General features: G+C 69.3%; 28 protein-coding genes and 1 pseudogene. 13 read left to right on the top strand and 16 right to left on the bottom strand.

Annotated elements, in window-relative coordinates; all coding sequences use genetic code 11:
• Window positions 1-87 precede the first annotated feature (87 nt).
• The 4 genes from AC1RRS_RS04015 to AC1RRS_RS04000 form a co-directional block, all read right to left on the bottom strand.
• Window positions 88-2,232, bottom strand: a complete 2,145-nt coding sequence (locus AC1RRS_RS04015; protein ID WP_492854053.1) for a prolyl oligopeptidase family serine peptidase — start codon at window positions 2,230-2,232, stop codon at window positions 88-90.
• Window positions 2,233-4,404: a prolyl oligopeptidase family serine peptidase gene (locus AC1RRS_RS04010; protein ID WP_492854052.1), complete on the bottom strand. Its 2,172-nt coding sequence runs from the start codon at window positions 4,402-4,404 to the stop codon at window positions 2,233-2,235. It lies immediately after the preceding gene.
• A gap of 167 nt (window positions 4,405-4,571) precedes the next feature.
• On the bottom strand, window positions 4,572-5,354 hold the full coding sequence (locus tag AC1RRS_RS04005) for a potassium channel family protein (protein WP_492854051.1): 783 nt from the start codon (window positions 5,352-5,354) through the stop codon (window positions 4,572-4,574).
• Between the two features lie 13 nt (window positions 5,355-5,367).
• Window positions 5,368-6,177: a hypothetical protein gene (locus AC1RRS_RS04000; protein WP_492854050.1), complete on the bottom strand. Its 810-nt coding sequence runs from the start codon at window positions 6,175-6,177 to the stop codon at window positions 5,368-5,370.
• 161 nt (window positions 6,178-6,338) lie between these two features.
• Here AC1RRS_RS04000 and dapF point away from each other — a divergent pair, with 161 nt between their 5' ends.
• From dapF to AC1RRS_RS03980, 4 genes are all read left to right on the top strand, one after another.
• On the top strand, window positions 6,339-7,193 hold the full coding sequence (dapF, locus tag AC1RRS_RS03995; protein WP_492854049.1) for a diaminopimelate epimerase: 855 nt from the start codon (window positions 6,339-6,341) through the stop codon (window positions 7,191-7,193).
• Window positions 7,190-8,020: an SDR family NAD(P)-dependent oxidoreductase gene (locus AC1RRS_RS03990; protein WP_492854048.1), complete on the top strand. Its 831-nt coding sequence runs from the start codon at window positions 7,190-7,192 to the stop codon at window positions 8,018-8,020. The genes dapF and AC1RRS_RS03990 overlap by 4 nt, the downstream gene beginning before the upstream one ends.
• Window positions 8,017-9,348, top strand: a complete 1,332-nt coding sequence (gene mtaB / locus AC1RRS_RS03985) for a tRNA (N(6)-L-threonylcarbamoyladenosine(37)-C(2))-methylthiotransferase MtaB (protein ID WP_492854047.1) — start codon at window positions 8,017-8,019, stop codon at window positions 9,346-9,348. Before AC1RRS_RS03990 ends, mtaB begins: the two co-directional genes overlap by 4 nt.
• Before the next feature lie 98 nt (window positions 9,349-9,446).
• Window positions 9,447-10,328: an endonuclease/exonuclease/phosphatase family protein gene (locus tag AC1RRS_RS03980; RefSeq protein ID WP_492854046.1), complete on the top strand. Its 882-nt coding sequence runs from the start codon at window positions 9,447-9,449 to the stop codon at window positions 10,326-10,328.
• A gap of 2 nt (window positions 10,329-10,330) precedes the next feature.
• Here the strand turns inward: AC1RRS_RS03980 and AC1RRS_RS03975 are convergent, their stop codons facing one another.
• Entirely contained in the window at window positions 10,331-10,732 is a 402-nt protein-coding gene (locus AC1RRS_RS03975) for a thermonuclease family protein (protein WP_492854045.1), read from the bottom strand.
• Between the two features lie 178 nt (window positions 10,733-10,910).
• On the opposite strand from AC1RRS_RS03975, the gene AC1RRS_RS03970 reads away from it, so the two are divergent.
• Window positions 10,911-11,345: a GFA family protein gene (locus AC1RRS_RS03970; RefSeq protein ID WP_492854044.1), complete on the top strand. Its 435-nt coding sequence runs from the start codon at window positions 10,911-10,913 to the stop codon at window positions 11,343-11,345.
• Between the two features lie 29 nt (window positions 11,346-11,374).
• Window positions 11,375-11,527 (top strand): annotated as a pseudogene (locus AC1RRS_RS03965) (hypothetical protein); the annotation flags it as partial.
• Here AC1RRS_RS03965 and AC1RRS_RS03960 read toward each other — a convergent pair.
• On the bottom strand, window positions 11,502-12,128 hold the full coding sequence (locus AC1RRS_RS03960) for a trimeric intracellular cation channel family protein (RefSeq protein ID WP_492854043.1): 627 nt from the start codon (window positions 12,126-12,128) through the stop codon (window positions 11,502-11,504). The pseudogene AC1RRS_RS03965 and the gene AC1RRS_RS03960 overlap by 26 nt on opposite strands.
• A gap of 115 nt (window positions 12,129-12,243) precedes the next feature.
• On the opposite strand from AC1RRS_RS03960, the gene ftsY reads away from it, so the two are divergent.
• The 3 genes from ftsY to AC1RRS_RS03945 all read left to right on the top strand — a co-directional run bounded on the left by ftsY (window position 12,244) and on the right by AC1RRS_RS03945 (window position 14,485).
• Entirely contained in the window at window positions 12,244-13,185 is a 942-nt protein-coding gene (gene ftsY, locus AC1RRS_RS03955; RefSeq protein ID WP_492854042.1) for a signal recognition particle-docking protein FtsY, read from the top strand.
• 4 nt (window positions 13,186-13,189) lie between these two features.
• Window positions 13,190-13,822 (top strand): inner membrane-spanning protein YciB, encoded by a 633-nt coding sequence (locus AC1RRS_RS03950; RefSeq protein WP_492854041.1) that lies wholly within the window; start codon window positions 13,190-13,192, stop codon window positions 13,820-13,822.
• A 93-nt stretch (window positions 13,823-13,915) separates the two neighbouring features.
• Window positions 13,916-14,485, top strand: coding sequence for a MarR family winged helix-turn-helix transcriptional regulator (locus AC1RRS_RS03945; protein WP_487291260.1), 570 nt, complete (start codon window positions 13,916-13,918; stop codon window positions 14,483-14,485).
• Window positions 14,486-14,623: 138 nt separating this feature from the next.
• On the opposite strand, the gene AC1RRS_RS03940 is transcribed toward AC1RRS_RS03945, so the two are convergent.
• The 5 genes from AC1RRS_RS03940 to AC1RRS_RS03920 all read right to left on the bottom strand — a co-directional run bounded on the left by AC1RRS_RS03940 (window position 14,624) and on the right by AC1RRS_RS03920 (window position 17,123).
• Window positions 14,624-14,908: a hypothetical protein gene (locus tag AC1RRS_RS03940; protein WP_110121154.1), complete on the bottom strand. Its 285-nt coding sequence runs from the start codon at window positions 14,906-14,908 to the stop codon at window positions 14,624-14,626.
• Between the two features lie 78 nt (window positions 14,909-14,986).
• Window positions 14,987-15,499 carry a DsbE family thiol:disulfide interchange protein gene (locus AC1RRS_RS03935; protein WP_492854040.1) on the bottom strand — a complete coding sequence of 171 codons (513 nt, stop codon included), beginning with the start codon at window positions 15,497-15,499 and terminating at the stop codon, window positions 14,987-14,989.
• A complete protein-coding gene (ccmD, locus tag AC1RRS_RS03930; RefSeq protein ID WP_492854039.1) occupies window positions 15,496-15,675 on the bottom strand; it encodes a heme exporter protein CcmD in 180 nt (59 codons plus the stop codon). The genes AC1RRS_RS03935 and ccmD overlap by 4 nt, the downstream gene beginning before the upstream one ends.
• A gap of 4 nt (window positions 15,676-15,679) precedes the next feature.
• Entirely contained in the window at window positions 15,680-16,426 is a 747-nt protein-coding gene (gene ccmC, locus AC1RRS_RS03925) for a heme ABC transporter permease CcmC (protein ID WP_492854038.1), read from the bottom strand.
• A 49-nt stretch (window positions 16,427-16,475) separates the two neighbouring features.
• Window positions 16,476-17,123: a Spy/CpxP family protein refolding chaperone gene (locus AC1RRS_RS03920; RefSeq protein ID WP_492854037.1), complete on the bottom strand. Its 648-nt coding sequence runs from the start codon at window positions 17,121-17,123 to the stop codon at window positions 16,476-16,478.
• Between the two features lie 277 nt (window positions 17,124-17,400).
• Here AC1RRS_RS03920 and AC1RRS_RS03915 point away from each other — a divergent pair, with 277 nt between their 5' ends.
• A complete protein-coding gene (locus AC1RRS_RS03915) occupies window positions 17,401-18,294 on the top strand; it encodes a DMT family transporter (protein WP_492854036.1) in 894 nt (297 codons plus the stop codon).
• On the opposite strand, the gene AC1RRS_RS03910 is transcribed toward AC1RRS_RS03915, so the two are convergent.
• Together AC1RRS_RS03910 and AC1RRS_RS03905 are read right to left on the bottom strand one after the other, a co-directional pair.
• A complete protein-coding gene (locus AC1RRS_RS03910) occupies window positions 18,291-18,743 on the bottom strand; it encodes a putative signal transducing protein (RefSeq protein WP_492854035.1) in 453 nt (150 codons plus the stop codon). The two genes, AC1RRS_RS03915 and AC1RRS_RS03910, sit on opposite strands and share 4 nt — an antisense overlap.
• A gap of 13 nt (window positions 18,744-18,756) precedes the next feature.
• Window positions 18,757-19,248, bottom strand: coding sequence for a hypothetical protein (locus tag AC1RRS_RS03905; protein WP_492854034.1), 492 nt, complete (start codon window positions 19,246-19,248; stop codon window positions 18,757-18,759).
• Window positions 19,249-19,355: 107 nt separating this feature from the next.
• On the opposite strand from AC1RRS_RS03905, the gene AC1RRS_RS03900 reads away from it, so the two are divergent.
• Complete coding sequence (locus AC1RRS_RS03900; protein WP_492854033.1) at window positions 19,356-19,898, top strand: surface-adhesin E family protein; 543 nt, start codon at window positions 19,356-19,358, stop codon at window positions 19,896-19,898.
• A gap of 6 nt (window positions 19,899-19,904) precedes the next feature.
• Here AC1RRS_RS03900 and AC1RRS_RS03895 read toward each other — a convergent pair whose 3' ends face one another.
• The 3 genes from AC1RRS_RS03895 to ccmA form a co-directional block, all read right to left on the bottom strand.
• Complete coding sequence (locus tag AC1RRS_RS03895) at window positions 19,905-21,212, bottom strand: ComEC/Rec2 family competence protein (RefSeq protein WP_492854032.1); 1,308 nt, start codon at window positions 21,210-21,212, stop codon at window positions 19,905-19,907.
• A 98-nt stretch (window positions 21,213-21,310) separates the two neighbouring features.
• Window positions 21,311-21,976 carry a heme exporter protein CcmB gene (gene ccmB, locus AC1RRS_RS03890; protein ID WP_492854031.1) on the bottom strand — a complete coding sequence of 222 codons (666 nt, stop codon included), beginning with the start codon at window positions 21,974-21,976 and terminating at the stop codon, window positions 21,311-21,313.
• Complete coding sequence (gene ccmA, locus AC1RRS_RS03885; protein WP_492854030.1) at window positions 21,973-22,590, bottom strand: heme ABC exporter ATP-binding protein CcmA; 618 nt, start codon at window positions 22,588-22,590, stop codon at window positions 21,973-21,975. The genes ccmB and ccmA overlap by 4 nt, the downstream gene beginning before the upstream one ends.
• A gap of 181 nt (window positions 22,591-22,771) precedes the next feature.
• Here ccmA and acnA point away from each other — a divergent pair, with 181 nt between their 5' ends.
• Window positions 22,772-25,459 carry an aconitate hydratase AcnA gene (acnA, locus tag AC1RRS_RS03880; protein WP_492854029.1) on the top strand — a complete coding sequence of 896 codons (2,688 nt, stop codon included), beginning with the start codon at window positions 22,772-22,774 and terminating at the stop codon, window positions 25,457-25,459.
• Between the two features lie 181 nt (window positions 25,460-25,640).
• Complete coding sequence (locus AC1RRS_RS03875) at window positions 25,641-26,348, top strand: DUF1223 domain-containing protein (RefSeq protein WP_110119998.1); 708 nt, start codon at window positions 25,641-25,643, stop codon at window positions 26,346-26,348.

The raw sequence follows: 26,348 nt of genomic DNA, 5'->3' as shown, positions 1-26,348 counted from the left end.
CCCCCGAGCGCTGATCACGGACCTCCAGAAGGCCAGGTACCGTGATAGCGCCCAGAGATTGCGGTCCGGTTTACGGACGTTGCGGCGTCAGTCCATCAGTTTGCGGGTCAGATACGTGTATTCGAGGGCCACCCGGCGGGCGGTCTCGGCCAGGTTGGCGCTGGCCGCGTGGCCGCCGTCGACGTTCTCGTAGTACAGCACCGGATAGCCCAGGGCCTCGAGCCTGGCCGCCGCCTTGCGGGCGTGGGCCGGGTGGACGCGGTCGTCCTTGGTCGAGGTCTCGATGAACACCTCGGGGTACTTCTGGCCGGCCTTGAGGTTCTGGTAGGGCGAGTACTTCTCGATCACCGCCAGCTCCGAGGGAATCTGCGGGTCGCCGTACTCGCCGATCCACGACGAGCCCGCGCCGATCTGGCTGTAGCGGACCATGTCGAACAGCGGCACCTGGATGACAACGGCGTTGTAGAGCTCGGGACGCTGGGTCAGGGCCACGCCCATCAGCAGGCCGCCGTTCGACCCGCCCATGATCCCCAGCCGGCGCGGCGAGGTGATCTTGCGCGAGATCAGGTCCTCGGAGACGGCGAAGAAGTCGTCATAGACCCGCTGGCGGTTGGCCTTCAGGCCCTGCTCGTGCCAGCTCGGCCCGAACTCGCCGCCGCCGCGGATGTTGGCGACCACATAGGCGCCGCCGCGCTCCAGCCAGAGCTTGCCGGTCACGCCGGAATAGCCGGGCGTCATCGAGGCCTGGAAGCCGCCGTAGGCGTAGAGCAGGGTCGGGGTCGAGCCGTCGTACTTGAGGCTCTTGGGTCGGACCAGGAAGTACGGGATCTTCGTGCCGTCCTTGCTGGTCGCCTCGAACTGCTCGACCACGTGGGTCGAGGCGTCGAACTTGGCGGGCGCGGCTTTCACCTTGTCCAGCTTGCCGGTGGCCGCGTCGGCCAGCCAGTAGGTGGTGGGCGTCAGGTAGCCGGTCACGCTGACGAAGATACGGTCGTCCTTGTCGGAGGCCGACCCCAGTCCGACCGTCGAATTGGTCGGCAGGTCCAGCTTGGTCCGGGTCCAGGCGCCGCCCTTGAAGTCATAGACATGGGCGCCGCCGGTGACGTTCTGGAACAGGGCCACCACCAGCCGGTCGCGGGTGGCGCTGACGCCCTCGATCGCCTCGCGGGCGGTCGGGTGCAGGATCAGCGTCGCCTTGGCCGTTTCCGGCGCGGCCTTGAAGGCGGCGAGGTCGAAGGCGGCCAGGTCGCCGGTCTTCAGGCCCTGCTCGGCCCAGTCCTGCTCGACGCTGAACACCAGCTGACCCTTGACCAGGGCCTGGATCGACGACTTCAGCGGGAAGGGCAGCTTCACCGTCCTGTCGCCGACCACCATGTGGGTCTCGGCGTTGAAGGTGTCGAGCGGCCGGTTGACGAACACCGCCTGCACCACGCCGTCATGGTCGCGCAGGGCGTAGGGCGACACGCCGTAGCCGCCGTCGTCCTTGGTCCCGCGGTAGATTTCCTTGGCGGCCGACAGGGGCTGACCGCGTTTGACCAGCTTGACCACATAGGGATAGCCGGACGTCGTCACCTCGCCCGGGGTCCAGTCGGTGGCGACGATCAGGGTGTCCTTGTCGATCCAGTCGAACCGGTGCTTGCCCTCGGGCAGCTCGAAGCCGCCGGCGACGAAGGTCTTGGTCTTGACGTCGTACTCGCGCACGACCACGGCGTCCTTGCCGCCGTTCGACAGCTGGACCAGGCAATACCGGCTTTCCGGGGCCAGGCAGCTGGCGCCCTTCCAGACCCAGTTCTTGCCTTCCGCCTTGGCCAGGGCGTCGAGGTCGAGGATGGTCTCCCAGGCCGGCTGCGCGGTGCGGTAGCTCTCCAGGGTGGTGGTGCGCCAGACGCCGCGCACGTGGTCGGCGTCCTGCCAGTAGTTCCGCAGGTCGTGGTCGTCGATGAAGGCCACGCCCGGGATGCGGTCCTTGGCGTTGACGATCGCCAGGGCGGAGTCGTGCAGGCCCTGGTAGCGCGGGTCACCCTGCAGGATCGGCAGGGTGCGGTCGTTCTGGGCCTTGGCCCAGTCGAGCGCCTTCGTCCCCTCGATCTCCTCCATCCAGATGTAGGGATCGTCCTTGCCCAGCTCGGTGAGCGGGGTGCGGGCGGCGGTGTCGGCGGGCGCAGGGGCGGCGTGGGCGGAAACGGTCATCAGGCTCGATGCGGCAAGGAGGGCCAGGACAAGGCTACGCATTTAGTGATCCATCAGCTGGCGCGACAGGTAGGTGTAGTGCAGCGCCCAGCGCTTGGCGTTGGCCGCCGGGTCGGCGCCGTTGGCGTGACCCCCGTCGGTGTTCTCATAGTAGAGGTAGGGCTGGCCCAGATCGCCGAGCCTGGCCGCGAACTTGCGGGCGTGGCCGGGGTGCACCCGGTCGTCCTTGGTCGAGGTGGTGATGTAGGCCAGGGGGTATTTCACGCCCGGCTTCAGGTTCTGGTACGGGCTGTACTTCTCGATCCACGCGCGCTCGGCTGGGATGGCCGGGTCGCCATACTCGCCGATCCACGACGCCCCGGCCGGCAGCTGGGTGTAGCGGATCATGTCCAGCAGCGGGCTTTCCACCACCACGGCGTTCCACAGATCGGGCCGCTGGGTCAGGGCCACGCCCATCAGCAGGCCGCCGTTCGAGCGGCCATAGGCGCCCAGGTGACGCGGGCTGCTGACCTTGGTCGAGATCAGGTCCTCGGCCACGGCGAAGTAGTCCTCGTAGGCCCGCTGGCGGTTGGCCTTCAGGGCCGCCTCATGCCAGGCCGGACCGAACTCGCCGCCGCCGCGGATATTGGCCACCGCGTAGCTGCCGCCGCGCTCGAGCCACAGCTTGCCGACCAGCGGGTCGTAGACCGGCAGCTTCGACAGCTGGAAGCCGCCGTAGGCATGCAGCAGGGTGGGGGCCGAGCCGTCGAGCTTCGCGCCCTTCTGGCTGACCAGGAAGTAGGGGATCTTCGTGCCGTCCTTCGAGGTGGCTTCCTTCTGCTCGACCTTGAGCTTGGAGGCGTCGAAGCGGGCCGGCAGGGTCTTGACGGTGTCGGCCTTGGCGGTGGTCGCGTCGGCCAGCTTCAGCTGGGTCGGGGTGACGAAGCCCTCGACCGAGTAGAACAGCTGGTCGCCGCTGTCGGCCGTCGCGACGATCGAGACGGCGGCGTTGTCGATCACCGGCAGGGCCTCGCCTTTCCAGCCCCATTCGCCTTGCGACGCGAAGCTGGTCAGCCCGCCGCGCACATTGTCGTAGATCACCGCCACGACGCGGTGGTCGGTCACGGCCACCTGGTCGATCGACTGGCGCGGCCCCGGGACGAAAACCTTGCAGGGATCGCAGCCGGTGCTGACGACGATCTCGCCTGCCGGAAGCGTCTTGGGGATCAGGGAGTCGGGCGCGACCGACAGCAGCGCCCCGGCCGGGAAGGTCTGTTCCTTGGCGGCGGCATAGGGCTTGAAGCTCCAGGGTTCCTCGATCGTCAACACCAGGCTGCCGCCGATCAGGCCGCGGATCGACGAGCGTTCGGGGATCGACAACGGAACCGTCTTGCCGGCGTCGTCGAGCAGGAAGGTCTTGGTGTGGAAGAAGTCGGTGGCCCGCTCGATCAGCACCACCCGGTTGCCGACCGCGTCGCGCAGCACGTGCGGACGGGCGCTGACGTCGGCCTTCTCGCCGCGGAACACCTCGACGGCCTCGCTCAGCGCCTGGCCGCGCTTCAGCGTCTTCACCACCATGCCGTAGCCGCTGTCGGTGGTCGTGCCCGCGCCCCAGTCGCGGGTCAGGATCAGGGTGTCGGCGTCCAGCCAGTCGACGGACTGCTTGCTCTCTGGCAGCAGGAAGCCGTCCTTGACGAAGCTCTTGGTGGTCAGGTCGAACTCGCGCACCTCGACGGCGTCCTTGCCGCCGTTCGACAGGTTCACCAGGCACCGGTCATGGGTCTTGGGCCGGCAGTCGGCGCCCTTCCAGATCCAGTTCTTGCCCTCGGCCTTGGCCAGGGCGTCCAGGTCGATGACCGTCTCCCACTTGGGATCGGCCGAGCGGTAGCTTTCCAGGCTGGTGCGGCGCCAGACGCCGCGCACGTGGTCGGCGTCCTGCCAGAAGTTGAACACCGTGGTCCCGACGAAGCTGGGCGCGGCGATGCGGTCCTTGGCGGCCAGCACCTTCAGCGCTGCATCGTGCAGGCCCTGGTAGCGCTTGTCGCCGGTCAGGACGGGCAGGGTCTTGGCGTTCTCGCCCTTCACCCAGTCGAGCGACGAGGGGGTCTCGACGCCTTCCAGGGCCAGGTGGGGATCCTCCTGGGCGCGGACGGGGCCGGCGGCGAGGAGAGCAAGGGCGAGGACGGCGGGTGAAACGGAGCGGAGCGTCAGCATGGCGCGGGACGTTAATGCCATTCCCGGCGCTGGCTAGGCCATTTTTGACCCCGGACGGGGTGGACCGTTCTCTCCTCCGTAAAACCCCCGCGAAAGCGGGGGCCTAGGCGTTTTCTGAAACCCACGGCGCTCGACGATAAAACACCTGGGTCCCCGCTTTCGCGGGGATTTTACGGATCAGGTGAGCCTCACGCCCCGTCGTCAGGAATGCACAGCATCCGTCCGCAGGCCTTGCAGTGCACGGCGTCCGGATCGTGCTTGCGCAGGCCGCAGTCGGGGCAGGGATGGGTCACCTTGTGCGGCCGCAGGATCGACTGGATCAGGCCGATGAACAGCGACACCCCGCCCAGCATCACCGCCATCGACAGCAGCTTGCCCCACACGCCGGGCAGGGTGACGTCGCCATACCCAGTCGTCGTCAGGCTGGTGACGGTGAAATAGAGGGCGTCCACATAGCCGGCCACGCCCTCGTGCCGGCCCGCGAAGCTCGTATAGACGAAGCCCGTCACGACGAAGACGAAGGTCAGCAGCGACGAGGCGGCCTTGGTGACATCCTCGATGCGGGTGTCGTCGTAGCGGCGCGCCACCGTGCGCCAGAAGAACTCGCTGCGCACCAGGGTCCACAGGCGCAGGACCCGCAGGAAGCCGAAATTGAACAGCCAGGCCGGGAACAGCAGGGTGGCCAGCACCAAGAGGTCGATCCAGGTGATCGGCTTCTTCAGCCAGCTCCGGATGTCGCCGTGGGCGATGGCCCGCGCCACGAGATCCACCGCCAGGAACGCCGCCACCCCATAGTCGATCAGGTAGAAGGTCACCCCGTGCCGGTGCATCAGCGGCGCGGCGATGAAGAAGGCGATGATCGCCAGGTCGATCAGGATCACCGCATAGCGGAACCGCACCGCCGCCGGTGACGCGCCATGATAGAGCGCCCGCAGCCGGGCGCGCAGGCGAAGGTCTTCGGCGTGGCTCATCGGTCCTCCCATCTCAGGGCGTAGCGATCCGGCCGCTGATCCAGAACGATCCGCTGAGGATCGAACCCGGCGCGGGCACGGCCTTGATGCTGCGCGGATCGATCAGAACGTCCATCGTCGCGTCGCCATAGGTTCGCACCAGCGCCCAGACGAACTCGTCGCCGCCGGCCTGGTTGCGTCGCCGTTCTGCCTTCAGCACCGTGCTGGCGAACAGGGCCTGTGCGGTCGGCCGCTTGGCCGTCTTCAGGTCGCCGTCCTCGCCGTCGGGCGTGAACATGCCCGAGGGAATGAAGTAGTTGGAGGCGAAGGTGATCCCGTCCGGCTTGCCGGCTTCGGCGTTGGCCTGCTTCTGGGCGGCGTAGTAGGCCGCTTCGTCGGCATAGACCTCCGGCTCGAACACGAAGGCCGAGAGCCGCACCGGAACCTTGGTTCCCGGTTTCAGCCGCAGCGCTTCGCCCGGATCGGCCAGGTCGAACACGATCGGCGTTTCCTCGCCCTTGAAGCGGGCCGTCAGCGTCACCTCGAACGGCTTCCACTCCGGATCCGAGGCGTCGCCGACGATCTCGACCTCGACCTGGCTTTCGCCGGCGAAGGCGGGGTTGAGGGTGATCAGCTCCTGGTCGCCGCCGAACCGGCGCTTGCGCAGGCCGATGCGAAGCTCGGCCCCCGACGGATCGCGCACCAGACAGACCGAATCCTTGGCCTTCAGCGTCGCCAGGGCGCAGTTGGCCAGGAAGCCCTCGGCCTGCCGGTTCAGGGCGGCGGTGTCGCGCAGGTCGAGCGGAAACCCGACCATGGTGAAGTGGCTGGCGTCGATCGGCATCGTCTGGTCCCCCGGCGCCCACGACACGGGCGCAATCCCGGTATCGATCAACCAGTGCGCGCGACGAAAGGCAAGCTGTCGAGGCTCGGGTCGCGATCCTGGCCAAGCCAATCGCCGCATCCCCTGCCGTTGGCCGGAGTTTTCGACTATATAGCCCGGCCATGAGCCGCACCTTCCTGAAGATGAACGGGCTCGGCAACGACTTCGTCGTCATCGAGACCCTCACCCAGCCGTTCGAACCCTCCGCCGAGGAGATCCGCCAGATCGCCAAACGCGGCCAGGGCGGGATCGGCTGCGACCAGGTGGTGGCCATCGATCCGCCGAAGGCCGAGGGCGCCTCGGCCTATGTGCGCTTCTGGAACGCCGACGGCGAGCCGGCCGGCGCCTGCGGCAACGGCACCCGCTGCGTGGCTTGGCTGCTGATGCAGTCGGGCGGCAAGAACGACGTGGCCTTCGACACCGTCGCCGGGCGCCTGTCGGGCGTCATGGCCGGCGACAAGCGCGTCACGGTCGACATGGGGCCGCCGCGCCTGGGCTGGGAGCAGATCCCGCTGTCGGAAGAGATGGACACCGCCCGCGTCGAACTGCAGGTCGGCCCGATCGACGCCCCGTGGGTGCACACCCCGGTCTGCGTCTCGATGGGCAATCCGCACGTGGTGTTCTTCGTCGACGCGCCCGTGAGCGACGAGTTCGCCGAGAAGACCGGCAGCCTGGTCGAGCATCACCCGCTGTTCCCCGAAGGCGTCAATGTCGGCTTCGCCCACGTCGTTTCGCGCGATCACATCAAGCTGAAGGTCTGGGAGCGGGGGGCTGGCCTGACCGCCGCCTGCGGCACCGGCGCCTGCGCCGCCCAGGTCGCGGCCGTGCGCCGGGGTCTGACCGATCGGGTCGCCACTGTCGAGTTCGAGAGCGGCCCGCTGGTCATCGAATGGCGCGAGGCCGACGGCCACGTGATCATGACCGGCCCGGTGGCCCTGGAGTTCACCGGCAAGCTGCCTGAACTGGCCGGCGCATGAGCGAGCTGCACCCCGCCCTCGCGCCCGGCAAGACGGCGCTCGTCACCGGCGCGGCCGACGGCATCGGCCTGGCCGCCGCCAAGGCCTTCGTCGAGCTGGGCCTCAACGTGGTCATGGCCGACGTCACCGGCCGCAAGCTGAAGCAGGAAGCCGAAGCCATCGGCGCCCTGGCCGTGCCGACCGACGTCGCCGACCGCGCCGCCGTCGAGGCCCTGCGCGACGTCGTGCTGGAACGCTTTGGCGCCGTCGACGTGCTGATGAACAACGCCGGCGTGGGCGGCGGCGGCGACGCCTTCTCGGGCGACGACGCCTGGAAGCGCATCCTCGACGTCAACCTGTGGGGCGTGATCAACGGCGTCCAGGTGTTCGGCGAAGAGATGGCCGAGAGCGGCCGCCCGGGCCTGATCATCAACACCGGCTCCAAGCAGGGCATCACCCAGCCGCCGGGCGACACGGCCTACAACGTCTCCAAGTCGGCGGTGAAGGCCCTGACCGAGGGCCTCGCCCACACCCTGCGCGAGATCGTCGACTGCCAGGTGACCGCGCACCTGCTGATCCCTGGCTACACCTTCACCGGCATGACCAAGCGCGGCCCGGGCGGCAAGCCCGACGCGGCCTGGACCTCCGAGCAGGTCGTCCACTTCATGCTGGCCCGCATCGCCGCCGGCGACTTCTACATCCTGTGCCCGGACAACGACGTGTCGCGCGCCGTGGACGAAAAGCGCATGGCCTGGGCCATGGGCGACATCATCGAGAACCGCCCGGCCCTGTCGCGCTGGCACGACGACTGGAAGGACGCCTTCGCGGCGTTCGTCGCGCAGCCGTGACCGTCTACACCGTCATCAAGGCCACGCCGGCGCCCAAGCCTGAAGTCGGCGAGGAGGGCGGACCGGCGGTCGTCGCCTCGGGCCCGAACGGCGTCGACGTCGTCACCTTCGGTTGCCGCCTGAACGCCTATGAGAGCGAGGCCATGCGCGCCCGCGCCGCCGCCGACGGCTTGTCGGACGCGGTGGTGTTCAACACCTGCGCGGTGACCAACGAGGCCGTGCGACAGGCCCGCCAGGCGATCCGCAAGGCTCGCCGCGCCCGCCCGGACGCCCGGATCATCGTCACCGGCTGCGCCGCCCAGATCGATCCGGCCGCCTTCGCCGCCATGCCGGAAGTGGACCTGGTGCTGGGCAACGCCGAAAAGGCCGCCCCCGGCGCGCTGATGGAGACCACGGCCCGCGTGCGGGTCAACGACATCATGTCGGTCAAGGAGACGGCCGGTCACCTGATCGACGGCCTCAAGGACCGCGCCCGGGCCTATGTCGAGGTCCAGAACGGCTGCGATCACCGCTGCACCTTCTGCATCATCCCCTATGGCCGGGGTAACTCGCGCTCGGCCCCGGCCGGTGAAGTCGTGGAGCAGGTGCGCAAGCTGGCCGCCGAAGGCTATCGCGAAGTGGTGCTGACCGGCGTCGACGTGACCTCGTGGGGCTCCGACCTGCCTGGCCAACCGACCCTGGGCCAACTGGTCGGCCGGATCCTGCGCATGGTCCCCGACCTGCCGCGCCTGCGTCTCTCCTCGATCGACGCCGCCGAGATCGATCCGGACCTGCTGAAGCTGTTCGCCGAAGAGCCCAGGCTGATGCCGTACCTGCACCTTTCCCTGCAGGCCGGCGATGATTTGATCCTCAAGCGGATGAAGCGCCGGCACAATCGCACCGACGCCCTGAACCTGGTCGCCAGCGTGCGCGCCGTGCGGCCGGACGTGGCCTTCGGCGCCGACCTGATCGCCGGCTTCCCGACCGAGAGCGAAGAGGCCTTCGCCAACACCGTCCGCCTCGTCGAGGAGGCGGGTCTGGCCTTCCTGCACGTCTTCCCCTACAGCGCCCGCCCCGGCACGCCAGCCGCGCGGATGCCGCCGGTGAAGGGGCCGGTGATCAAGGACCGCGCCAGGCGCCTGCGCGAAGCCGGCCAGCGCGGCCTGGAGCGTCACCTCCAGGTCCAGGTCGGCCGCACCCTGGCGGGCCTGGTCGAACGCGACGGCCTGGCCCGGGCCGAGGACTTCACCGAGATCGCCTTCACCGGCGAGGCGCCGGCCGGTCAGATCGTCGATTTCCGCGTCACCGGCCACGACGGGACCCGGGTCATCGCCGAGCGGGCGGCTTGAGGCGCGTCCTCGCGGCCGCCCTGGCCGCGCTCCTGACGCTTCCCATGGTGGCCTCTCCTTCTTGGGCGAGGGCCGACGACGGGGTGAAGCTCAGCGTCATGAGCTACAACGTCGCCGGCCTGCCCTGGCCGGTGAAGGCCGGGCGCGGCGAGGCGCTGAAGAAGATCGGCGACGAGCTGGCCAAGATGCGGGCCGCCGGGACCGAGCCCGACGTCATCCTGATCCAGGAGGGCTTCCGCAAGGAGATCGGCGACCTGATCGACCGCTCCGGCTACCCCTACGTGGCTCGCGGTCCCAAGAAGGGCCAGCGCGACGCCAGCCTGTGGCCCAAGGGCCAGAAGCCCGACTATCGCCGCGTCGCCTATCGCCGCAAGGGCGAGGGCCTGGGCAAGTGGGGATCCAGCGGCCTGTGGGTGCTGAGCAACTTCCCGATCGAGGACGTGAAGTCCCACGCCTATCACTACTGCGCGGGTCTGGACTGCCTGGCCAACAAGGGCGTGATGCTGGTGACGCTGAACGTGCCGGGCCTGCCGACGCCGGTCGAGATCGCCAACACTCACCTCAATTCCAAGGGCGCCTCGCGCGTGCCCCGCTCGCGCAACCGCATGGCCCACCACCTGCAGGCCGACGAACTGAAGATGTTCATGCGCGAGGACCGCACGCCGGGCGCGCCGCTGATCGTCGGCGGCGACTTCAACGTCATGCACGCCCCCGACCGCTTCGACTACGTGATGGCCGACTATCCGTTCGAGGTGGTCAGCCGCTGGTGCCACGCCCTGCCGGGCGCCTGCGACACCCAGATTTCGTACGACGGCGACGCCCCCTGGCTCGACACCCAGGATCTGATCGGCTTCCTCGACGGGACGCGGGTGCAGGTCGCGCCGGTCAGGGTCGAGGCCACCTTCGACGGCGCCAGCGAGCCGGTGCTGTCCGACCACGACGGCTATCGCGTGACGTTCCGGCTGGCGCCGAAGGGGTAGGCCTACCGCCGGCCCCGGCCGCCTTCGACGCCGCCGCGGGCCCGCAGGAGGTCGCCCACCGCGGCGCCGCCGATCGTGCAGCGGGCCACCACCCGGTCGTAGGAGTGCTTCAGCGCCCGGCACGACAGGTACTGGCGCCAGACCACGTCCTCCAGCCGGCTCTTGGCCTGCCGGCCGCCCGCATCGTGCAGTTCGGGGGCGTAGAAGTCCGCGAGCCGCACCTCGATCCAGGTCGAGGGATCGCTGGTCGGGCCGACGCACAGGCTGTCGCCGTCGCCGACATAGCGCACGGGGCCTTCGAAGCGGGTGTTCGGGGCGGGCAGCGGGGCTTCGCAGGGATCCGCCAGGGCGAGGGAGGGCAGGGCCAGCGCCGCCGCCGCCAGGATTGCACGCCAACCGATCATCGACCCCTCCGTCTTGCACGGGAGGAATCGGTACGCTCTAACGAAGCGGTTGTATTTTCTCACGATTTACTAACTCGAACGCATTACTGCATTCGTTGGACACCGCGTCGGCCCTTGCTGTCACGCCTGATCTCGCCTCTGGTGCGGCCGCGTCTGTGGAAGGGATGTGGAGGGGATCTTGGCTTTGAGCGGCGGCTGCCAGTGCGGCGCGGTGCGGTTCCGGGTGGAGGGCGAGCCCGGCCGGGCCTCCCTCTGCCATTGCCGGATGTGCCAGAAGGCCTTCAGCGGGCCGTTCGGGGCGCTGGTGACGGTCGAGGTCGCCAACCTGACCTGGACGCGCGGCGAGCGCTCGACCTTCCAGAGTTCCGACGCGATCAGGCGCGGCTTCTGCGCCGTCTGCGGCTCGCCCCTGACCTTCGAGTGGAGCGCCGACAAGATCGATCTCGCCGTCTTCGCCTTCGACGATCCGTCGGCGGTGGCGCCGGTGGTCCAGCTGGCGGTCGAGGCGCGGCCGGCCTGGATGGAGCACCTGGCCGAGATGCCCGTGCGTGCGCCCGCCGGAGGCTCGGTCGTGGCGGTGGTCAGTCGCCAGCATCCGGATTTCGATATCTGATCCCCTTCTCCTCCCCCGAGTAGCGAAGCGAAACGGGGGAGGGGGACCGCGAAGCGGTGGAGGGGGCGAGACTGGGCTCGGCGCTCTGTCCCTCGCCCCCTCCGTCACGCTGCGTATCCGCAGCGCGCCACCTCCCCCGCTTCGCGAGGGAGGAGCTTAAGTCTTCTCTTCCCCGCCCATGAACCCCGGCAGGCTCCAGCCCAGCTTGATCGCGCAGGCCCGCAGGCCGAAGGCCGCCGCGAACCCCGCGATCCCGGCCGGCCAGAACGGCACGTGCAGCCATTGCAGCACCGCGAACACCGCCGCGCCCAGCAGGGCGGCGGTGATGTAGATCTCGCGGCGCAGCAGCAGGTTGGGCTCCTCGGCCAGCACGTCGCGCACCACGCCGCCGAAGGCGGTGGTCAGCACGCCCATGATCACGGCGGTGAAGGGGTGCACGCCCAGGCTCAGCGCCTTGGCGGTGCCGACCACTGCGTAGGCGGCCATGCCCAGGGCGTCGAGCCACAGCAGGGCCCGGAAGCGCCAGCCGCGCTGTCCCAGCAGCCAGACCACCAGGGCGGCGGCCAGGCACGCCAGGATGTAGCCGGGCCGCTGGATCCAGAACACCGGCGCGCCGATCAGGAGGTCGCGCAGCGTGCCGCCGCCCACGCCGGTGATGGCGGCGAAGAAACCGAAGGTGACGATGTCGTGTTTACGCCGCGCGGCGGCCAGGGCGCCGGTCGCGCCGAACACGGCGGCGGCGGCGTAGTCGAGCCAGAAAAGGGCGGCGGCCAAGGGATCCATCGGCCCTAGACGCCATGAGCCGGCTCCAAGCGCAACCTTGCGGTCGCCCGCGCCGCTAACCTCGAATCGTAAATCGCGTCTTCACTTTTCCCCAGGGGTCGCTACAGGAGCGCGGATGAGCGAAAAGCCCTCGCAGAAACAAGGCTGGTTCCAGCGCCTTACGGCCGGCCTGACCCGGTCTTCCCAGCAGATGACCGAACAGGTCACCGGCGCCTTCACCAAGAAGCCGCTGGACCAGGAGCAGCTGGACGCGCTCGAGGAGATGCTGATCGAGGCGGACCTCGGCCCGCTGATCGCCGCCCGCATCGCCGACGCCTTCGGCAAGGCCCGTTTCGGCAAGGCCTCGACCGACCACGAGATCAAGGAAGCCCTGGCCGAGCTGATCGCCGCCGAGCTGGCCGACCGCGAGGGCCGCTTCGACCCGCTGGGCGGTCCGCGCCCCTATGTGGTGCTGTTCATCGGCGTCAACGGCTCGGGCAAGACCACCACCCTGGGCAAGATCGCCGCCGACCTGACCGAGAAGGGCGCCCGCGTCCTGATCGCCGCCGGCGACACCTTCCGCGCCGCCGCCGTCGAGCAGCTGAAGGTGTGGGCCGACCGGGCCGGCGCCGACTTCATGTCCAGGCCCACCGGCAGCGACGCCGCCGCCCTGGCCTACGAGGCCGTCGAGCGCGCTAAGCTGGAAGGCTATGACGTGGTGCTGATCGACACCGCCGGCCGCCTGCAGAACAAGCAGGGCCTGATGGACGAGCTGCTGAAGGTCATCCGGGTGGTCAAGAAGGTCGATCCCGACTTCCCGCACGAGACCCTGCTGGTGCTCGACGCCACCGTCGGCCGCAACGCCCTGGCCCAGGAAAAGGTGTTCGGCAACAGCGTCGGCGTCTCGGGCATCGTCATGACCAAGCTGGACGGCACCGCCCGCGGCGGCGTGCTGGTGCCCGTGGCCCGCGCCTCGGACAGCCCGATCAAGCTGATCGGCGTCGGCGAGGGAGTGGACGACCTGCAGCCCTTCGACGCCCGCGCCTTCTCGCGCTCGCTGGTCGGGCTGGAGGACTGAGCGCGTGACCGAACAGAACTCCGCCCCCCAAGAAGCCCAGGCCGAAGCCAACAAGAAGAAGACCGCCTGGGTGCGCACCGCCGTCGACTACGGCGCGCCGATCGCCTTCGCGGCCACCTATTTCGTCACCAAGAACTTCCAGACCGCCACCTGGGTGCTGGTCGCCGCCTCGGCGCTGGCCCTGGTCGTCGGCTACGCCCTCGAGCGCCGGGTGGCCCTGCTGCCGCTGTTCTCGGGCCTGATGGCGCTGTTTTTCGGCGTGCTGGGCCTGGTGTTCCACAGCGACGTCTTCGTGAAGATCAAGGTCACCGTCGTGAACGGCCTGCTGGCCGCTTTCATGATCGGCGGGGCGCTGATGGGCCGCGCGCCGCTGAAGGCGCTGATGGGCGAGGCGCTGCACATGTCGGACGCCGCGTGGCGGACCCTGACCCTGCGCTACGGCGGCTATTTCGCCCTGGCGGCCATCGCCAACGAGGTGGTGCGCCTGACCCAGGACACGCCCACCTGGGTGAAGTTCCGCATCGCCTTGCTGCCGCTGGCGATCGTCTTCTCGCTGACCCAGACGCCCTTCATCATGAAGCACATGGCCAAGCCGGACGACCAGAAGACCCCCGAACCGCCGGACGCCGGGTTCTAGGGCGCGCAATCCGCCGCCCACGGACCATCTGTCGTCAAACCGACGCGTAACCGTGCTAGCTGGACGTCCGTCAACGGAAACGGGGCGGACGACATGGCCAAGCACAAGAGCGACAAGACCGCCGCGCGCGAGGTCGGGGTTCTCGACCGCTCGCCCAGTCACCTGCTGCATCGGGTGCTGCAGACGGCGCTCGACATCTATGTGGAAGAGACCGGCGCCGGCGGAATCACCCAGCGCCAGTTCGCCGTACTGGCCGCCGTGGCCGAGCACGAAGGCGTCACCCAGACGGGTCTCGTCCGCGCCACCGGCATCGACCGCTCGACCCTGGCCGACATGGTCGCCCGGATGATCGCCAAGGGCCATCTGGAACGTCAGCGCTCGGAGCAGGATGCCCGCGCCAACTCCGTACGCCTCACCGACGCCGGTCGCCTGGTGCTGGAAGAGAGCCTGCCGAAGGTCGGCGCGGCCGACGCCCGGATCCTTTCGCTGCTGAAGGCCAGCAAGCGCGACGGCTTCCTCGACCTGCTGGCCGAAATGGCCGCCGTCGACCTGCACGCGCCTGCGCCCGAGCCGAAGGCCAAGAAGCCCAAGGCCGAGAAGGCGGACAAGCCGAAGAAGGAAAAGAAGGCCAAGAAGGACAAGGACGCCAAGAAGGCGGCCTGACCTGTTCCCTCTCCCCTTGCGGGAGAGGGTGGCCTCCGAAGGAGGTCGGGTGAGGGGTCTCTCAGAAATTCGGAGAGGCCTTTCGACCCCTCATCCGTCGGCTTCGCCGACACATTCTCCCGCGAGGGGAGAAGGAAATCAGACCACGATGTTCAGCAGCGACCCCGGGCGCAGCATCTTCTGCGGCTGCTCGGTCGGGGCGGTGAAGGTCTTTGGAGCCGTGCGCTGGGCTTGCGGCTGGGTCTGGGTCTGAAGCTGCACGCTCATCGCCGACTGGGTCGGACGCGTAGTGGTCGTCCCGGTCGCCTCGGTGACCGCCGCCTGGAAGAACGCCGCCGCGCGCGACTGGCCAGCCGGTGTCACGCCGCCGGACGAGGGTCGGGCGGGAACAGCGGGCAAGCCGGTGGGGCGAACAGTGCTCATGACGCGCAAGCTAGCATGGTTAATGCATGGTGCGCGAGCGTGGTTAACGCGGTTCTAAGGTCGGCGGCGCGCGGCCGTTTACCGCAGTTTGGCGACCAGGGCGTCGAGGTCGGCGGGGGTGAGCGGACCGGTGTGCTTGGCTATCACCGTGCCTTTCGCGTCGACGATGAAGGTCTCGGGCACGCCGGTGACGCCGAACTCGACCCCCGCGCGGCCGTCGCGATCGACCAGCCGGGCGGCGAACGGGTCGCCCAAGCGGCCGATGAAGGCCTCGGTGTTGGCCGGGGCGTCCTTGTAGGCCACGCCGACGATGCGCACGCCGCGCGCCTTCAGGGTCATCAGCTGCGGGTGCTCCACCTCGCAGGGAGCGCACCAGGAGGCGAAGAAGTTGATCAGCATCGGCCCGTCGCCGGCCTGGCGGATCGGCGCCGGCGTGCCGCTGTCGAGATCGGGCAGGGCCAGGGCCGGAACCGGCTTGCCGACCAGGGCGTCGGGGCTGACCTGAGGGTTGCGCTTGAGGGCGTAGCCGGCGAACAGCACGGCCAGGGCGGCCAGCACGATCAGCGGCGCGAAGGCCAGCCAGCGCTTCACTTGGAGGGATCCTGGGACTGACCCTTGGCATCCGCCTGACGGCGTTCGGCCTCGGCGCGCCAGCGGCGGGCGCTCGCCAGGCTGTCGGCGATCATCCAGACGAACACCGCCGCCGACAGGGCGAAGGCGGGCCAGACATAGACGGCGTACTTGCCGGCGTCGAAATCGAAGTGCACGCGCCTAAGCCTCCGCCGCCTTGAGGGCCAGGGCCCGGGCCTTGCGCCGCCAGACCAGGGCGCGGATCCGCACCAGCCACAGCGACCCGAAGGCCGACAGATAGGCCAGGCACATGACCAGCATCGGCCAGGCGTAGATCGCCGGCAGGCGGTCCTCGCTCTTAGCGAACAGGGTCGAGGAGCCCTGGTGCAGGCTGTTCCACCACTCGACCGAGAACTTGACGATCGGCAGGTTGATGACGCCGACCAGGGCCAGGATGGCCGCGGCCCGGGCGGCCTTCTGCTCGTCGTCGAGCGCGCCGCGCAGGGCCAGATAGCCGAGATAGAACAGCAGCAGCACCAGCACCGAGGTCAGGCGGGCGTCCCACACCCACCAGGTGCCCCACATCGGCTTGCCCCACAGCGAGCCGGTGGCCAGGGCTAGCACGGTGAAGGCCGCGCCCAGCGGGGCGCAGGCCTGGGCGGCGGCGTCGGCCAGGGCGTGGCGGAACACCAGGGCCAGGAAGCTGGCGATCCCCAGGCACAGATAGACGAAGCTGGCGAGGATGGCGGCCGGCACGTGGATGAACATCATCCGCACGGTGTCGCCCTGCTGGTAGTCCTCGGGGACCGTGAAGGTCAGGATCAGGCCGACGACGGCCAACACGCCGGCGATCGCGCCGAACATGGGCGCGGCCCAGCGCGAGAAGGCCATGAACCGCTCGGGGTTGGCCAGGAAGTCGAACGGGTTCTTGTTGTTGCGGGCGCCCATCGACCTTGACTTAGATCGGCTGAAGGACGCCCGCAATCGTCTCGGTTGTTTACGAGCCCGACTTGCGCTCGATGATCACGCGACGCTCGCTGCGGCGCTCGAAACCAGGACCACCCGGACCACGGGTCTCGATGCGGCGCACGGTGACGCCGGGACCGCCGCCGACCTCGGGACCGAGGATGTCGAAGGCCTTCTTCTGGCTGGGCGATAGGGCGTTGTAGAAGGCCCGCGTGGCGTCGGCGCGGGCCTTGAACTCGGCGGTGACCTTGGCCAGCTGCTCGGCCTGGCGGTCGAGGCGCTCCAGCGTGGTCGGCGGAGCCTTGTCGGCATCGGCGCCAGGACCTTCCGGACGGGGACCATCGTCGCGCACCGGCTTGGGCTCGGGACGGTCCTTGGGGCCGGTGGCGGCGATGTAGGCCTTCAGCGCGCCTTCCTGGCGGTCGGTCAGCTGCAGCACGTCGCGCAGGTGCTTGGCGCGGGCTTCCGGATCGCGATGGGCGCGGATGGCCATCGGCGGCGGGCCGCGGAAGGTCAGGTGATCGACGCCGGGCGGCGGCGGGGGCGGTTCCGGAGCTTCCGGCGGGGCGGGCGGCTGCGGCGGAGCAGGCGGGGCGACGGTCTGGGCCGCGGCGGCGACGACGCCGGCCGTGAGCGCGGCGCCGGCGGCGAGCGCGAGGGACTTGAGGGCGGGGCGCATGGCGATCTCCTTGGACAGGGGCGGGATACGAACTGCGGCCTAGGTTGAAGCCCGTTGTGGCGCGAAAATGTCTGAAGATGTGAACAATGTTACACGAATGAAGCGTTGCTCCGGGCGGTGATACGAAGCGCTGACAAATCAAGCACTTGGGTGTGTGGCCTGCGCGCCGCGCCTTGACTCATTTCGATAATTTCATGTTCGGCGCGGGCCTGCTGACAGGTCCTGTCACGGGCAAGGCCCATATCCCCGTCCATCCGAATGCGGCATGAGGTCCCCGATGAAACGCCTCGCCTTCCTCGCCCTGATCCTCGCCGGCCTGCTGTGGGGCCTCGGCTTCCCGCTGGGCAAGCTGATCCTGCGCGAGACCGACGCCGCCCACATGGTGCTGCTGCGCTTCGCCGTCGCCGCCGTGGTCGCCGCGCCCTTCGCCCTGCGGACGAAGGAGGCCCGGGCCCTGTTCCGCTCGCCGGTGATGCTGCTGTCGGGCGCGCTCTACGGCGTGGCCTTCATGGTGCAGTTCGAGGGGCTGGCCCATGTCAGCGTCACCCTGGCTGCCCTGCTGGTCGGGGCCATGCCGGCCCTGATCGCGATCTGCGCCAAGGTCATGGGCGAGAAGGTCAGCCGCGCCTCGTGGATGGGCGTCGGGGCCGCGACCCTCGGCGCGGCGCTGATCGCCGGCAAGCCCGACGGGGCCGGCTCGCCGCTGGGCGTGGCTCTGTCGCTGGGTTCGCTGTTCATCTTCCTGGCCTGGCTGGTGGTGCTGAAGCGCGCGCCCAAACCCGCTTCGCCGATGGCCGTGCCGGCCGCCACGGTGATCATCGCCGCCTTCACCGTGCTGCCGATCGCGTTCTTTATGCACGGACCGCCGAAGCTGGATCTTTCGCCGACCGCCTGGATCGGCGTGCTGGGCCTGGGCGTGCTGTCGACCCTGCTGGCGACGGCCGCCTGGCAGTTCGGCTCGGCCCGCGTCGGCAGCGCCAGCGCCGGGGTGTTCATCAATATCGAGCCGCTGATGGGCGCCTCGATCGGCGTGCTGCTGTTCGGCGACCACCTGACCCTGGCCTTGGGCGTCGGCGGCCTGATGATCATCGCCGGCAGCTTCGTCACGGTGTTGGGCGAGCGGCATGCCGAGCCGGACGGCCTGCAGGCGGTTCCGGCCCCGGCGCCCTAGCCGAACAGCGTCGGGGCCCAGACCGCCAGTCCGACCAGCAGGCATAGCCCGGCGACGCTGATCGCCACGCCGCCCAGCCAGGCGTTGCGGCGCTTGCCGTCCAGCAACAGGCCGGCCGCCGGACCGAAGGTCGCCGCCAGCAGCAGGGCCGCGCCCGCCTTGCCGGCCGAGGCGCCATGGGCCAGCACGTCGGATTTGGTTTCAGGCTCGGGGTCCAATTCTGGCGGGATCGCGCCGCCGCGCAGGTCCTCGATCAGCCGCCGGGCCTCGTCGGCGTCGCTGTCGGGCGCCCACAGGCGAAAGCCGCCCATGGCGATGGTCATCAGATAGTCGCTGGCGCCCCAGTGCTCGTTCTGCAGCAGCACCGGCACGCCTTCGGCCCGCAGGCGCGAGGCGGCGATCTGGGCCTCGGCCAGGTCGGCGAAGCGGGCGATCTCGGTCAGGCTCATGGGCCTGCCCTCCTCAGCGCGGCTCCGAGCCGAGCCGCCAGAGATAGAGGTGACGCGCTGGCGTGCCGACGCGCAAGTCCTTCAGGTCCTTCTGCTCGGCCTCGCTGAGCTTGAACCGGCTGTAGCCGCGGTCGGCCAGGCACTTCTCCAGGGCCGGGGTCGCCTGGTCGCGGACGTTGCGCCAGTTGCGGTTCATCCGCAGCCGGTAGGCCTCGGCATAGGCGTAGGCCGATTGCGCCGCGCCGGTGGCGGAGGGTTCGAAGGCGCCGAGATCCGGATCGACCGGAACGTCCATGCCGAAGGTCAGGTCCACCAAGGCCAGCTTCACCGGCGCCAGGGCCTCGACATAGTGCAGGCACTCGGCCGCGTCGGTGCGGTACTTCAGATAGCTGACGCCGGGCTTGCCCCAGCTTTCCTTGCGGGTCGGCGCCGCCTGGGCGGCGCTAACCGCGGCAAGAGCGGCCAGCAGCGACAGCGCCTTGCCGGCCGTTCGGATCCTGGTCATTCGGTACGGCCTCCCCTGCCGGCCGGTTGATCGTTCGTCGACCCATGTTACCGTGACCATGGAAGAAGAAAAGGGCGCCGCACGTGCGCCCGACGGGAGGCCGCACGGTGGACGCTCATTTTCTCATCGCCGTTGGCGCGGCCGGCCTGCTGCTGGCGGTCCAGGCTCCGGCGTCGCCCGTCACGCCGCCCATCGCGCCTCTGGCCGATGCGAAGGCCGCCGCCGACATCGACGGCGTCACCGTCACCGCCCAGGAGAAGGCCAAGGCCATGCCGCCCTGGGCCGAGCGGGTGCGGGCCGACGGCTGGCCCTATTTCGCCGCCGCCGAGGAGGGGGCGGTGCTGATGTTCGCCAAGACCGCCAAGGGCAATGACGGGCGCAAGCCGAAGGGCCAGGTCTGGGTCCGCCACGAGTTTCGCCTGCCGCGCACCGAGGTCGAGGCGCCGGACGCCCCGGCCTTCCGCTCCGAGAAGGTGCTGGTCGAGGTGGATTGCACGGCCGGCCGCTTCCGCAACGCCGCCGCCTTCCGCTACCCGAAGAACAATCTCGAAGGGACCGAGGACTCCTACCGTTTCGAGCAGGACTGGCAGGCCCCGGCCGCCGGCACGCTGGACGCCACGGTGGTCGAGGCGGCGTGTTTGACGCCGTGAGGCCGCTCAGGTGTGCCGAAGCTCGACCGCGCACTGGGCGGACGGGCAGCGGTGGCCCGGCAGCGACGGCGTCGCGCTCCATCCCAGGCCCAGATGGCCAAGGCCGCCAATCGACCGGTTGGTGGTGTCGCGGTCAACCGGAACCGCGGCGCCGTGCGCGTGGTGCGGCCATCCCGCCACGTGGTGATCGCTGAAGGCGACCGCGTTCGGATGCTGATGGGAATTGTTCAAGCCGAACGAATAGGCGGCCCGCGCGCCCGGTTGACCGGTTCCGGCGGGCGTCGCGTGGCTCGACATGTTGGCGCCATGGTGCGGGGTGACGACCGAGGTGAAGGTCGTGCCGACCGCGCCGGGAATGGCGGTATAGCGCGCGTCGCCAGTCAGCAGGATCGGGGGTTGGCCCGCTGGACCGCGTACCTCCATGGCCAGGCCCGTATGGTTTCGATTCGCCCCCATGCTGGTGCACTTGTGGATCGTCATCTGGCCGCTCGACAGGGTGGCCAGCGTGTTGGGCCATATGAACAGCCTGCCGGCTCGATGCAGGCCCGCGGCGAATGTGCTGTGCACCATACCCAGGCTCTGGGCCGGGGCGATCCAGTTCAGGGCCTGTGCGCCCGGGAACTTGGCGCCCGACGACCAGTGGTCCCAGTCCCAGTGCGACAGCACCACGGGCGGCGAGGCCTGATAGCAGAAGTCGGTGAGCGCCGCGGGAAAGGTGGCGAGGTTGGTGTTCACGCCGCCGCCGAGATCGAAATAGGCCAAGGGCGTCTCGCCGCTGTCGCACAGGCCGTTCGCGTTGCCCTGGCCTATGTCGTAGACGCCGATCCAGTCGATCGTGCCGGTCACCGCGTCGAGCACGTCCTGGATTTCGTGGGGCTGGCGCTGCAGGGGCTCCAGATCAAGGATCTCTTCGAGTTTGCGCGAGATCCCAGGATCGACGTTCTTGACCTCTTCGACCGTGGTCGCCTGGGGCTCGCGAAAGAGATTGAAAAACAACAGGGACTCGCCGCCGGGCCTGATCGAGATTTCGTACCATTGGGACGGCGTGGGGTCGGGCCAGTCGTCGAGCCCGCCTTCAAGCGGCGGTATCGGACGGTGGTCGCGATCGTGAAGAACGAAGATCGGCGCCCTGGCCGAGAACTCCGACCAGGCATCGATGCCGGCGATTGCCGGGAGGGTGTCGAAGAAGGCCGCATCGACCGCCTCGAGCACGGCGGCGTCCGGTTCGAAATGATCGATACGCGCGTAGAGGCGCCTTTTGTCTTCCCGCGGCTGTTCCTCGAGGCGGGGGCGGAGGAAGGCGTTCTCGAACATCGCGTCTGGGCCAGGTTGCGAGCGGTCGCGGCGGCGATCGCCTCAGGCGAGAGCAGGATGGTTGAAAACGACCTGCGGGGGAACCCCTTCGCCAGGTCTCAGTCCAGCGCGTTCCTGCACGCCGCCGCCATGGCCAGGGGACTCAGCGCCACGGCCGCGGCGCTGTAGGCCAGCAGGAACAGCAGGCCGCCCGTCCACGGCAGGCCGCCGGCCAGGCTGTCGAGCGCGCCGGCCCCGAAGATCACCGGCGGGGCGTAGAGCGGCAGCACGATCACCGCCACCAGCAGGCCGCCGCGACGGCTGCCCAGGGCCAGGCTGGCGCCCAGCCCGCCGAGGAACGAGAAGGCCAGGCCTCCGGCCAGTGCGCAGACGAACAGCAGCGGCGCGATCGAGGGCGAGGCGCCGAGGATCACGGCGGCGATGGGCGCGGCCAGGGCCAGGGGCGCGCCGGCCGCTAGCCAGTGGGCCAGGCATTTCGCCACGGCGACCGCCTCGAGCGGGGCGGGGCCCAGCGCCAGCAGGTCCAGCGCGCCGTCCTCGAAGTCGCGCTCGAACAGGCGCTCCAGGGAAAGCAGGGCCGCCAGGGCCAGGGCCAGCCAGGCGATGCCGGGGGCCAGGGCCGCCAGGCGCTCGGGCGCGCGGCCGGCGGCGAGCGGCAGCAGAGTGACGACGCAGGCGTAGAAGGCCAGGGCCAGCAGCGGCCCGCCGCCCCGGCCCCAGGCCAGGGCCAGCTCGCGGCGCAGGAGGATGGCGAAGGCCTTCATCCGCCGATCTCCACGCTTCGAGCGGCTATGGGCAGCGGATCGTGGACGGCGGCCAGCAGCATGCCGCCGCCGGCCAGGTGCTCGGCCAGGATCTCGCCGAACAGGGCGCGGTGGCCGGCGTCCAGCGGGGCCATCGGCTCGTCGAGCAGCCACAGCGGGCGAGGGCTGGCCAGCAGGCGGGCCAGGGAGACGCGGCGGCGCTGGCCCGCCGACAGCCGGCGGACCTCCAGGTCGAGCAGGCGCGACAGGTCGAGGCGTTCGACGGCGGCGCGGGCCGAGGCCTCGGTTCCGCCGGTCCACTGGGCCTGGAACAGTAGTTCCTCCCAGGCGGTGCGGGTGGTCTTCAGGCCGTCGTGGTGGCCGGCCAGGTGCAGGCCTTCGGCGCGGGCGGTTTCCGCCTCCAGCACGGCGCCGTCGGCGCCCTCGAAGGTGATGGTTCCGGCCTGGGGCCGCAGCAGGCCGGCGACCGCCCGCAGCAGGCTGGTCTTGCCCGCGCCGTTACGGCCCAGAAGGGCGCCCGCCTGGCCGCTTTCGAGCGCCAGATCGAGCCCCGAAAACAGGGTCCGCTCGCCCCGCGCGAGGCTCAAACCCTTTATGCGAACGGCTCTCATCATCGCAAGTCCATGCGCCGTGCATGGACGTTGTGGGTAACCGGCGCTAAGAAGCGCTCGGCCGTCACCCTCCGCTTTGGATGGGGCGTACGCGGCGCGAGGATGGACGCTGTGGGTCCCCCTCGATCGCGCGATCCCGGGAGTGGTTTTCCGGCGGCCGTGAACAGAGAAGGGATCCTTCCAAATGGCGTCAGTGGACAGCCTCAAAACCCGCCGCGAACTCGTCGTCGGCGGTAAGACCTACGTCTATTACAGCCTTCGCGCCGCCGAGGAAGCCGGTCTGGCCGGCACGGGCTCGCTGCCCGTCTCGATGAAGGTGCTGCTGGAAAACCTGCTGCGCTACGAAGACGGCGTCTCGGTCAACGAAGCCGACCTGAAGGCCGTCGCCAACTGGCTGGAAAACAAGGGCTCGGTCGAGCACGAGATCAGCTTCCGCCCGGCCCGCGTGCTGATGCAGGACTTCACGGGCGTGCCCGCCGTCGTCGATCTGGCCGCGATGCGCGACGCCATGGTCGCCCTGGGCGCCGACCCGGCCAAGATCAACCCGCTGAACCCCGTCGACCTGGTCATCGACCACTCGGTGATGGTCGACAACTTCGGCGACTCCAAGGCCTACGACGCCAACGTGAAGCGCGAATACGAGCGCAACATCGAGCGTTACCGCTTCCTGCGCTGGGGCTCGTCGGCCTTCAACAACTTCCGCGTTGTCCCGCCCGGCACCGGCATCTGCCACCAGGTGAACCTGGAATACCTCGCCCAGACTGTCTGGACGGCCATCGTCGACGGCGCTGAAGTCGCCTACCCCGACACCGTCGTCGGCACCGACAGCCACACCACCATGGTCAACGGCCTGTCGGTTCTGGGCTGGGGCGTCGGCGGCATCGAAGCTGAAGCCGCCATGCTCGGCCAGCCGATCCCGATGCTGATCCCGGAAGTCATCGGCTTCAAGCTGACCGGCGCTCTGCCGGAAGGCGCGACGGCCACCGACCTGGTGCTCACCGTCACCCAGATGCTGCGCAAGAAGGGCGTGGTCGGCAAGTTCGTCGAATTCTACGGTGACGCCCTGGCCAACCTGACCCTGGAAGACCAGGCGACCATCGCCAACATGGCTCCGGAATACGGCGCCACCTGCGGCTTCTTCCCGATCTCGGCCGCGACCATCGCCTTCCTGAAGGGCACCGGCCGCGAAGCCGACCGCGTCGCCCTGGTGGAAGCCTACGCCAAGGAGCAAGGCCTGTGGTGGGAGCCCGGCGTCGCCGAGCCGACCTTCACCGACGCCCTGGAACTCGACCTGTCGAGCGTCCTGCCGTCGCTGGCCGGCCCCAAGCGCCCGCAGGACCGCGTGCTGCTGTCGGACGCCGCCTCGAAGTTCGCCGAGTCGCTGGCCGGTGAGTTCGGCAAGGCCGAAGCCCCCGAGTTCCGCGCTCCGGTGGAAGGCGAGGACTTCGACGTCGGCCACGGCGACGTGGTGATCGCCGCCATCACCTCGTGCACCAACACCTCCAACCCCTCGGTCCTGATCGCCGCCGGCCTGCTGGCCAAGAACGCGGTCGCCAAGGGCCTGAAGGCCAAGCCGTGGGTGAAGACCTCGCTGGCCCCCGGCTCGCAGGTCGTCACCGACTACCTGGCCAAGGCCGGCCTGACCAAGCACCTCGACGCCCTGGGCTTCAACCTCGTGGGCTACGGCTGCACCACCTGCATCGGCAACTCGGGCCCGCTGCCGGAAAACATCAGCAAGACGATCAACGACAACGATCTGGTCGCCTGCTCGGTGCTCTCGGGCAACCGTAACTTCGAAGGCCGCGTGAACCCGGACGTGCGCGCCAACTACCTGGCCTCGCCGCCGCTGGTGGTGGCCTACGCCCTGGCCGGCTCGCTGAAGATCGACCTCAACACCCAGCCGATCGGCAAGGACAAGAAGGGCAACGACGTCTTCCTGAAGGACATCTGGCCCTCGAACGAAGACATCGCCGCCCTGCAGCGCAAGTCGATCAACGAGAAGATGTTCGCCACCCGCTACGGCGACGTCTTCAAGGGCGACAAGAACTGGCAAGGCATCAAGGTCACCGGCGGCCAGACCTACGCCTGGGAAGGTGACTCCACCTACGTCCAGAACCCGCCCTACTTCCCGAACATGTCGATGACCCCGACCCCGGTCACCGACATCGTGGAAGCCCGCGTCCTGGCCGTGTTCGGCGACTCGATCACCACCGACCACATCAGCCCGGCCGGTTCGATCAAGACGTCCAGCCCGGCTGGCCAGTACCTGGTCAACAACGGCGTCGAGCCGATCGACTTCAACGGCTACGGCGCCCGCCGCGGCAACCACGAAGTCATGATGCGCGGCACCTTCGCCAACATCCGCATCCGCAACAAGATCACCCCGGAGATCGAAGGCGGCGTGACCAAGCACTTCCCCTCGGGCGAAGTGATGCCGATCTACGACGCGGCCATGAAGTACCAGGCCGAAGGCCGTCCGGCCGTCGTGTTCGCCGGCAAGGAATACGGCACCGGCTCGTCGCGTGACTGGGCCGCCAAGGGCACCAAGCTCCTGGGCGTCCGCGCGGTGATCACCGAAAGCTTCGAGCGCATCCACCGCTCGAACCTGGTCGGCATGGGCGTGCTGCCGCTGCAGTTCATCGCCGACGGCTGGCAGAAGCTGGAACTGACCGGCGAAGAGCTGGTCTCGATCCGCGGCCTGCAGGACCTGGCGCCGCGCAAGCAGCTGATCGTCGAGCTCTACCGCCCGACCGACGGCCGCATCGCGCGCTTCCCGGTGCGCTGCCGCATCGATACGCCGACCGAACTCGAGTACTTCAAGAACGGCGGCGTCCTGAACTACGTGCTGCGCAACCTGGCCAAGGCCGACTGAGCAGCCTCTTCAGACGCTGAATAACGAGACGGCCGGTCCCCCTGGGACCGGCCGTTTTGCTTTGTCCATCGCCCATCAGGCCGCCGACATCGTTGTCGTGTGGATTTAGCGGCCCCGAAGCGGTCATTTCACGGCCTCGTGAGCGGCGACGCAGCGGTTTCTTGGCTTAAGTGCGCCGCACATGCGTACGGCCTTGATCTCTGTTGTCTCCCTCGCCCTGACGAGCCTCGTCGCCGCCCCGGCCGCGGCCAAGTCTCCCGTGCTGGTCGAGCTGTTCACAGCCCAGGGCTGTTCGTCGTGCGGCAAGGCCAACCAGGCCGCCGCCGAGCTCGCCGAGCGCGAGGACGTCCTGGCCCTGACCTATTCGGTCGATTACTGGGACTATCTCGGCTGGAAGGACACCTTCGCCAAGCCGGCCTTCGTCGAGCGCCAGCGCGTCTACGCCAAGGCCTTTGCCCTTAGGGACGTGCCCACGCCCCAGGTGGTGGTGGCCGGCAAGGTGCAGGCCTCCGGCGCCAAGGCCGAGACCGTCGACAAGCTGATCGAGACCACCCGCCTGCCGCCGGCGCCGGACATGGAGTTCGTCGGGACCGGCCGCGTGGCCATCGGCTCGGGCGTCGTGCCGCGCGGCGGCGCCGAGGTCTGGCTGGTGCGCTTTGATCCGCGCAAGCAGGAGATCGCCGTCAAGCGCGGCGACAACCGCGGTCAGACCATCGTCCACCGCAACGTGGTGCGCGAACTGGTCAAGCTGGGGACCTGGTCGGGCCGTTCGCGGATGTACCGCCTGCCGCAGGGCCATGACGACGAACTGCAGACGGCGATCATCGTCCAGGGCGTCAAGGGCGGCCGGGTGCTGGGCGTGCTGCCGCCGGGCGGCAAGAGCCGCTGA

The sequence above is a fragment of the Caulobacter sp. GW821-FHT12A07 genome, from assembly GCF_058807655.1.
This window is presented reverse-complemented; position numbering and strand designations above follow the sequence as displayed.

Bases quoted from the DNA above. Each gene is read 5' to 3' on its own strand.
- AC1RRS_RS04015 (WP_492854053.1), bottom strand. From the start codon at position 2,232: ATGCGTAGCCTTGTCCTGGCCCTCCTTGCCGCATCGAGCCTGATGACC.
- AC1RRS_RS04010 (WP_492854052.1), bottom strand. From the start codon at position 4,404: ATGGCATTAACGTCCCGCGCCATGCTGACGCTCCGCTCCGTTTCACCC.
- AC1RRS_RS04005 (WP_492854051.1), bottom strand. From the start codon at position 5,354: ATGAGCCACGCCGAAGACCTTCGCCTGCGCGCCCGGCTGCGGGCGCTC.
- AC1RRS_RS04000 (WP_492854050.1), bottom strand. From the start codon at position 6,177: ATGCCGATCGACGCCAGCCACTTCACCATGGTCGGGTTTCCGCTCGAC.
- dapF (WP_492854049.1), top strand. From the start codon at position 6,339: ATGAGCCGCACCTTCCTGAAGATGAACGGGCTCGGCAACGACTTCGTC.
- AC1RRS_RS03990 (WP_492854048.1), top strand. From the start codon at position 7,190: ATGAGCGAGCTGCACCCCGCCCTCGCGCCCGGCAAGACGGCGCTCGTC.
- AC1RRS_RS03980 (WP_492854046.1), top strand. From the start codon at position 9,447: ATGAGCTACAACGTCGCCGGCCTGCCCTGGCCGGTGAAGGCCGGGCGC.
- AC1RRS_RS03975 (WP_492854045.1), bottom strand. From the start codon at position 10,732: ATGATCGGTTGGCGTGCAATCCTGGCGGCGGCGGCGCTGGCCCTGCCC.
- AC1RRS_RS03960 (WP_492854043.1), bottom strand. From the start codon at position 12,128: ATGGATCCCTTGGCCGCCGCCCTTTTCTGGCTCGACTACGCCGCCGCC.
- ftsY (WP_492854042.1), top strand. From the start codon at position 12,244: ATGAGCGAAAAGCCCTCGCAGAAACAAGGCTGGTTCCAGCGCCTTACG.
- AC1RRS_RS03945 (WP_487291260.1), top strand. From the start codon at position 13,916: ATGGCCAAGCACAAGAGCGACAAGACCGCCGCGCGCGAGGTCGGGGTT.
- AC1RRS_RS03940 (WP_110121154.1), bottom strand. From the start codon at position 14,908: ATGAGCACTGTTCGCCCCACCGGCTTGCCCGCTGTTCCCGCCCGACCC.
- ccmC (WP_492854038.1), bottom strand. From the start codon at position 16,426: ATGGGCGCCCGCAACAACAAGAACCCGTTCGACTTCCTGGCCAACCCC.
- AC1RRS_RS03920 (WP_492854037.1), bottom strand. From the start codon at position 17,123: ATGCGCCCCGCCCTCAAGTCCCTCGCGCTCGCCGCCGGCGCCGCGCTC.
- AC1RRS_RS03915 (WP_492854036.1), top strand. From the start codon at position 17,401: ATGAAACGCCTCGCCTTCCTCGCCCTGATCCTCGCCGGCCTGCTGTGG.
- AC1RRS_RS03910 (WP_492854035.1), bottom strand. From the start codon at position 18,743: ATGAGCCTGACCGAGATCGCCCGCTTCGCCGACCTGGCCGAGGCCCAG.
- AC1RRS_RS03905 (WP_492854034.1), bottom strand. From the start codon at position 19,248: ATGACCAGGATCCGAACGGCCGGCAAGGCGCTGTCGCTGCTGGCCGCT.
- AC1RRS_RS03895 (WP_492854032.1), bottom strand. From the start codon at position 21,212: ATGTTCGAGAACGCCTTCCTCCGCCCCCGCCTCGAGGAACAGCCGCGG.
- ccmB (WP_492854031.1), bottom strand. From the start codon at position 21,976: ATGAAGGCCTTCGCCATCCTCCTGCGCCGCGAGCTGGCCCTGGCCTGG.
- ccmA (WP_492854030.1), bottom strand. From the start codon at position 22,590: ATGATGAGAGCCGTTCGCATAAAGGGTTTGAGCCTCGCGCGGGGCGAG.
- acnA (WP_492854029.1), top strand. From the start codon at position 22,772: ATGGCGTCAGTGGACAGCCTCAAAACCCGCCGCGAACTCGTCGTCGGC.
- AC1RRS_RS03875 (WP_110119998.1), top strand. From the start codon at position 25,641: ATGCGTACGGCCTTGATCTCTGTTGTCTCCCTCGCCCTGACGAGCCTC.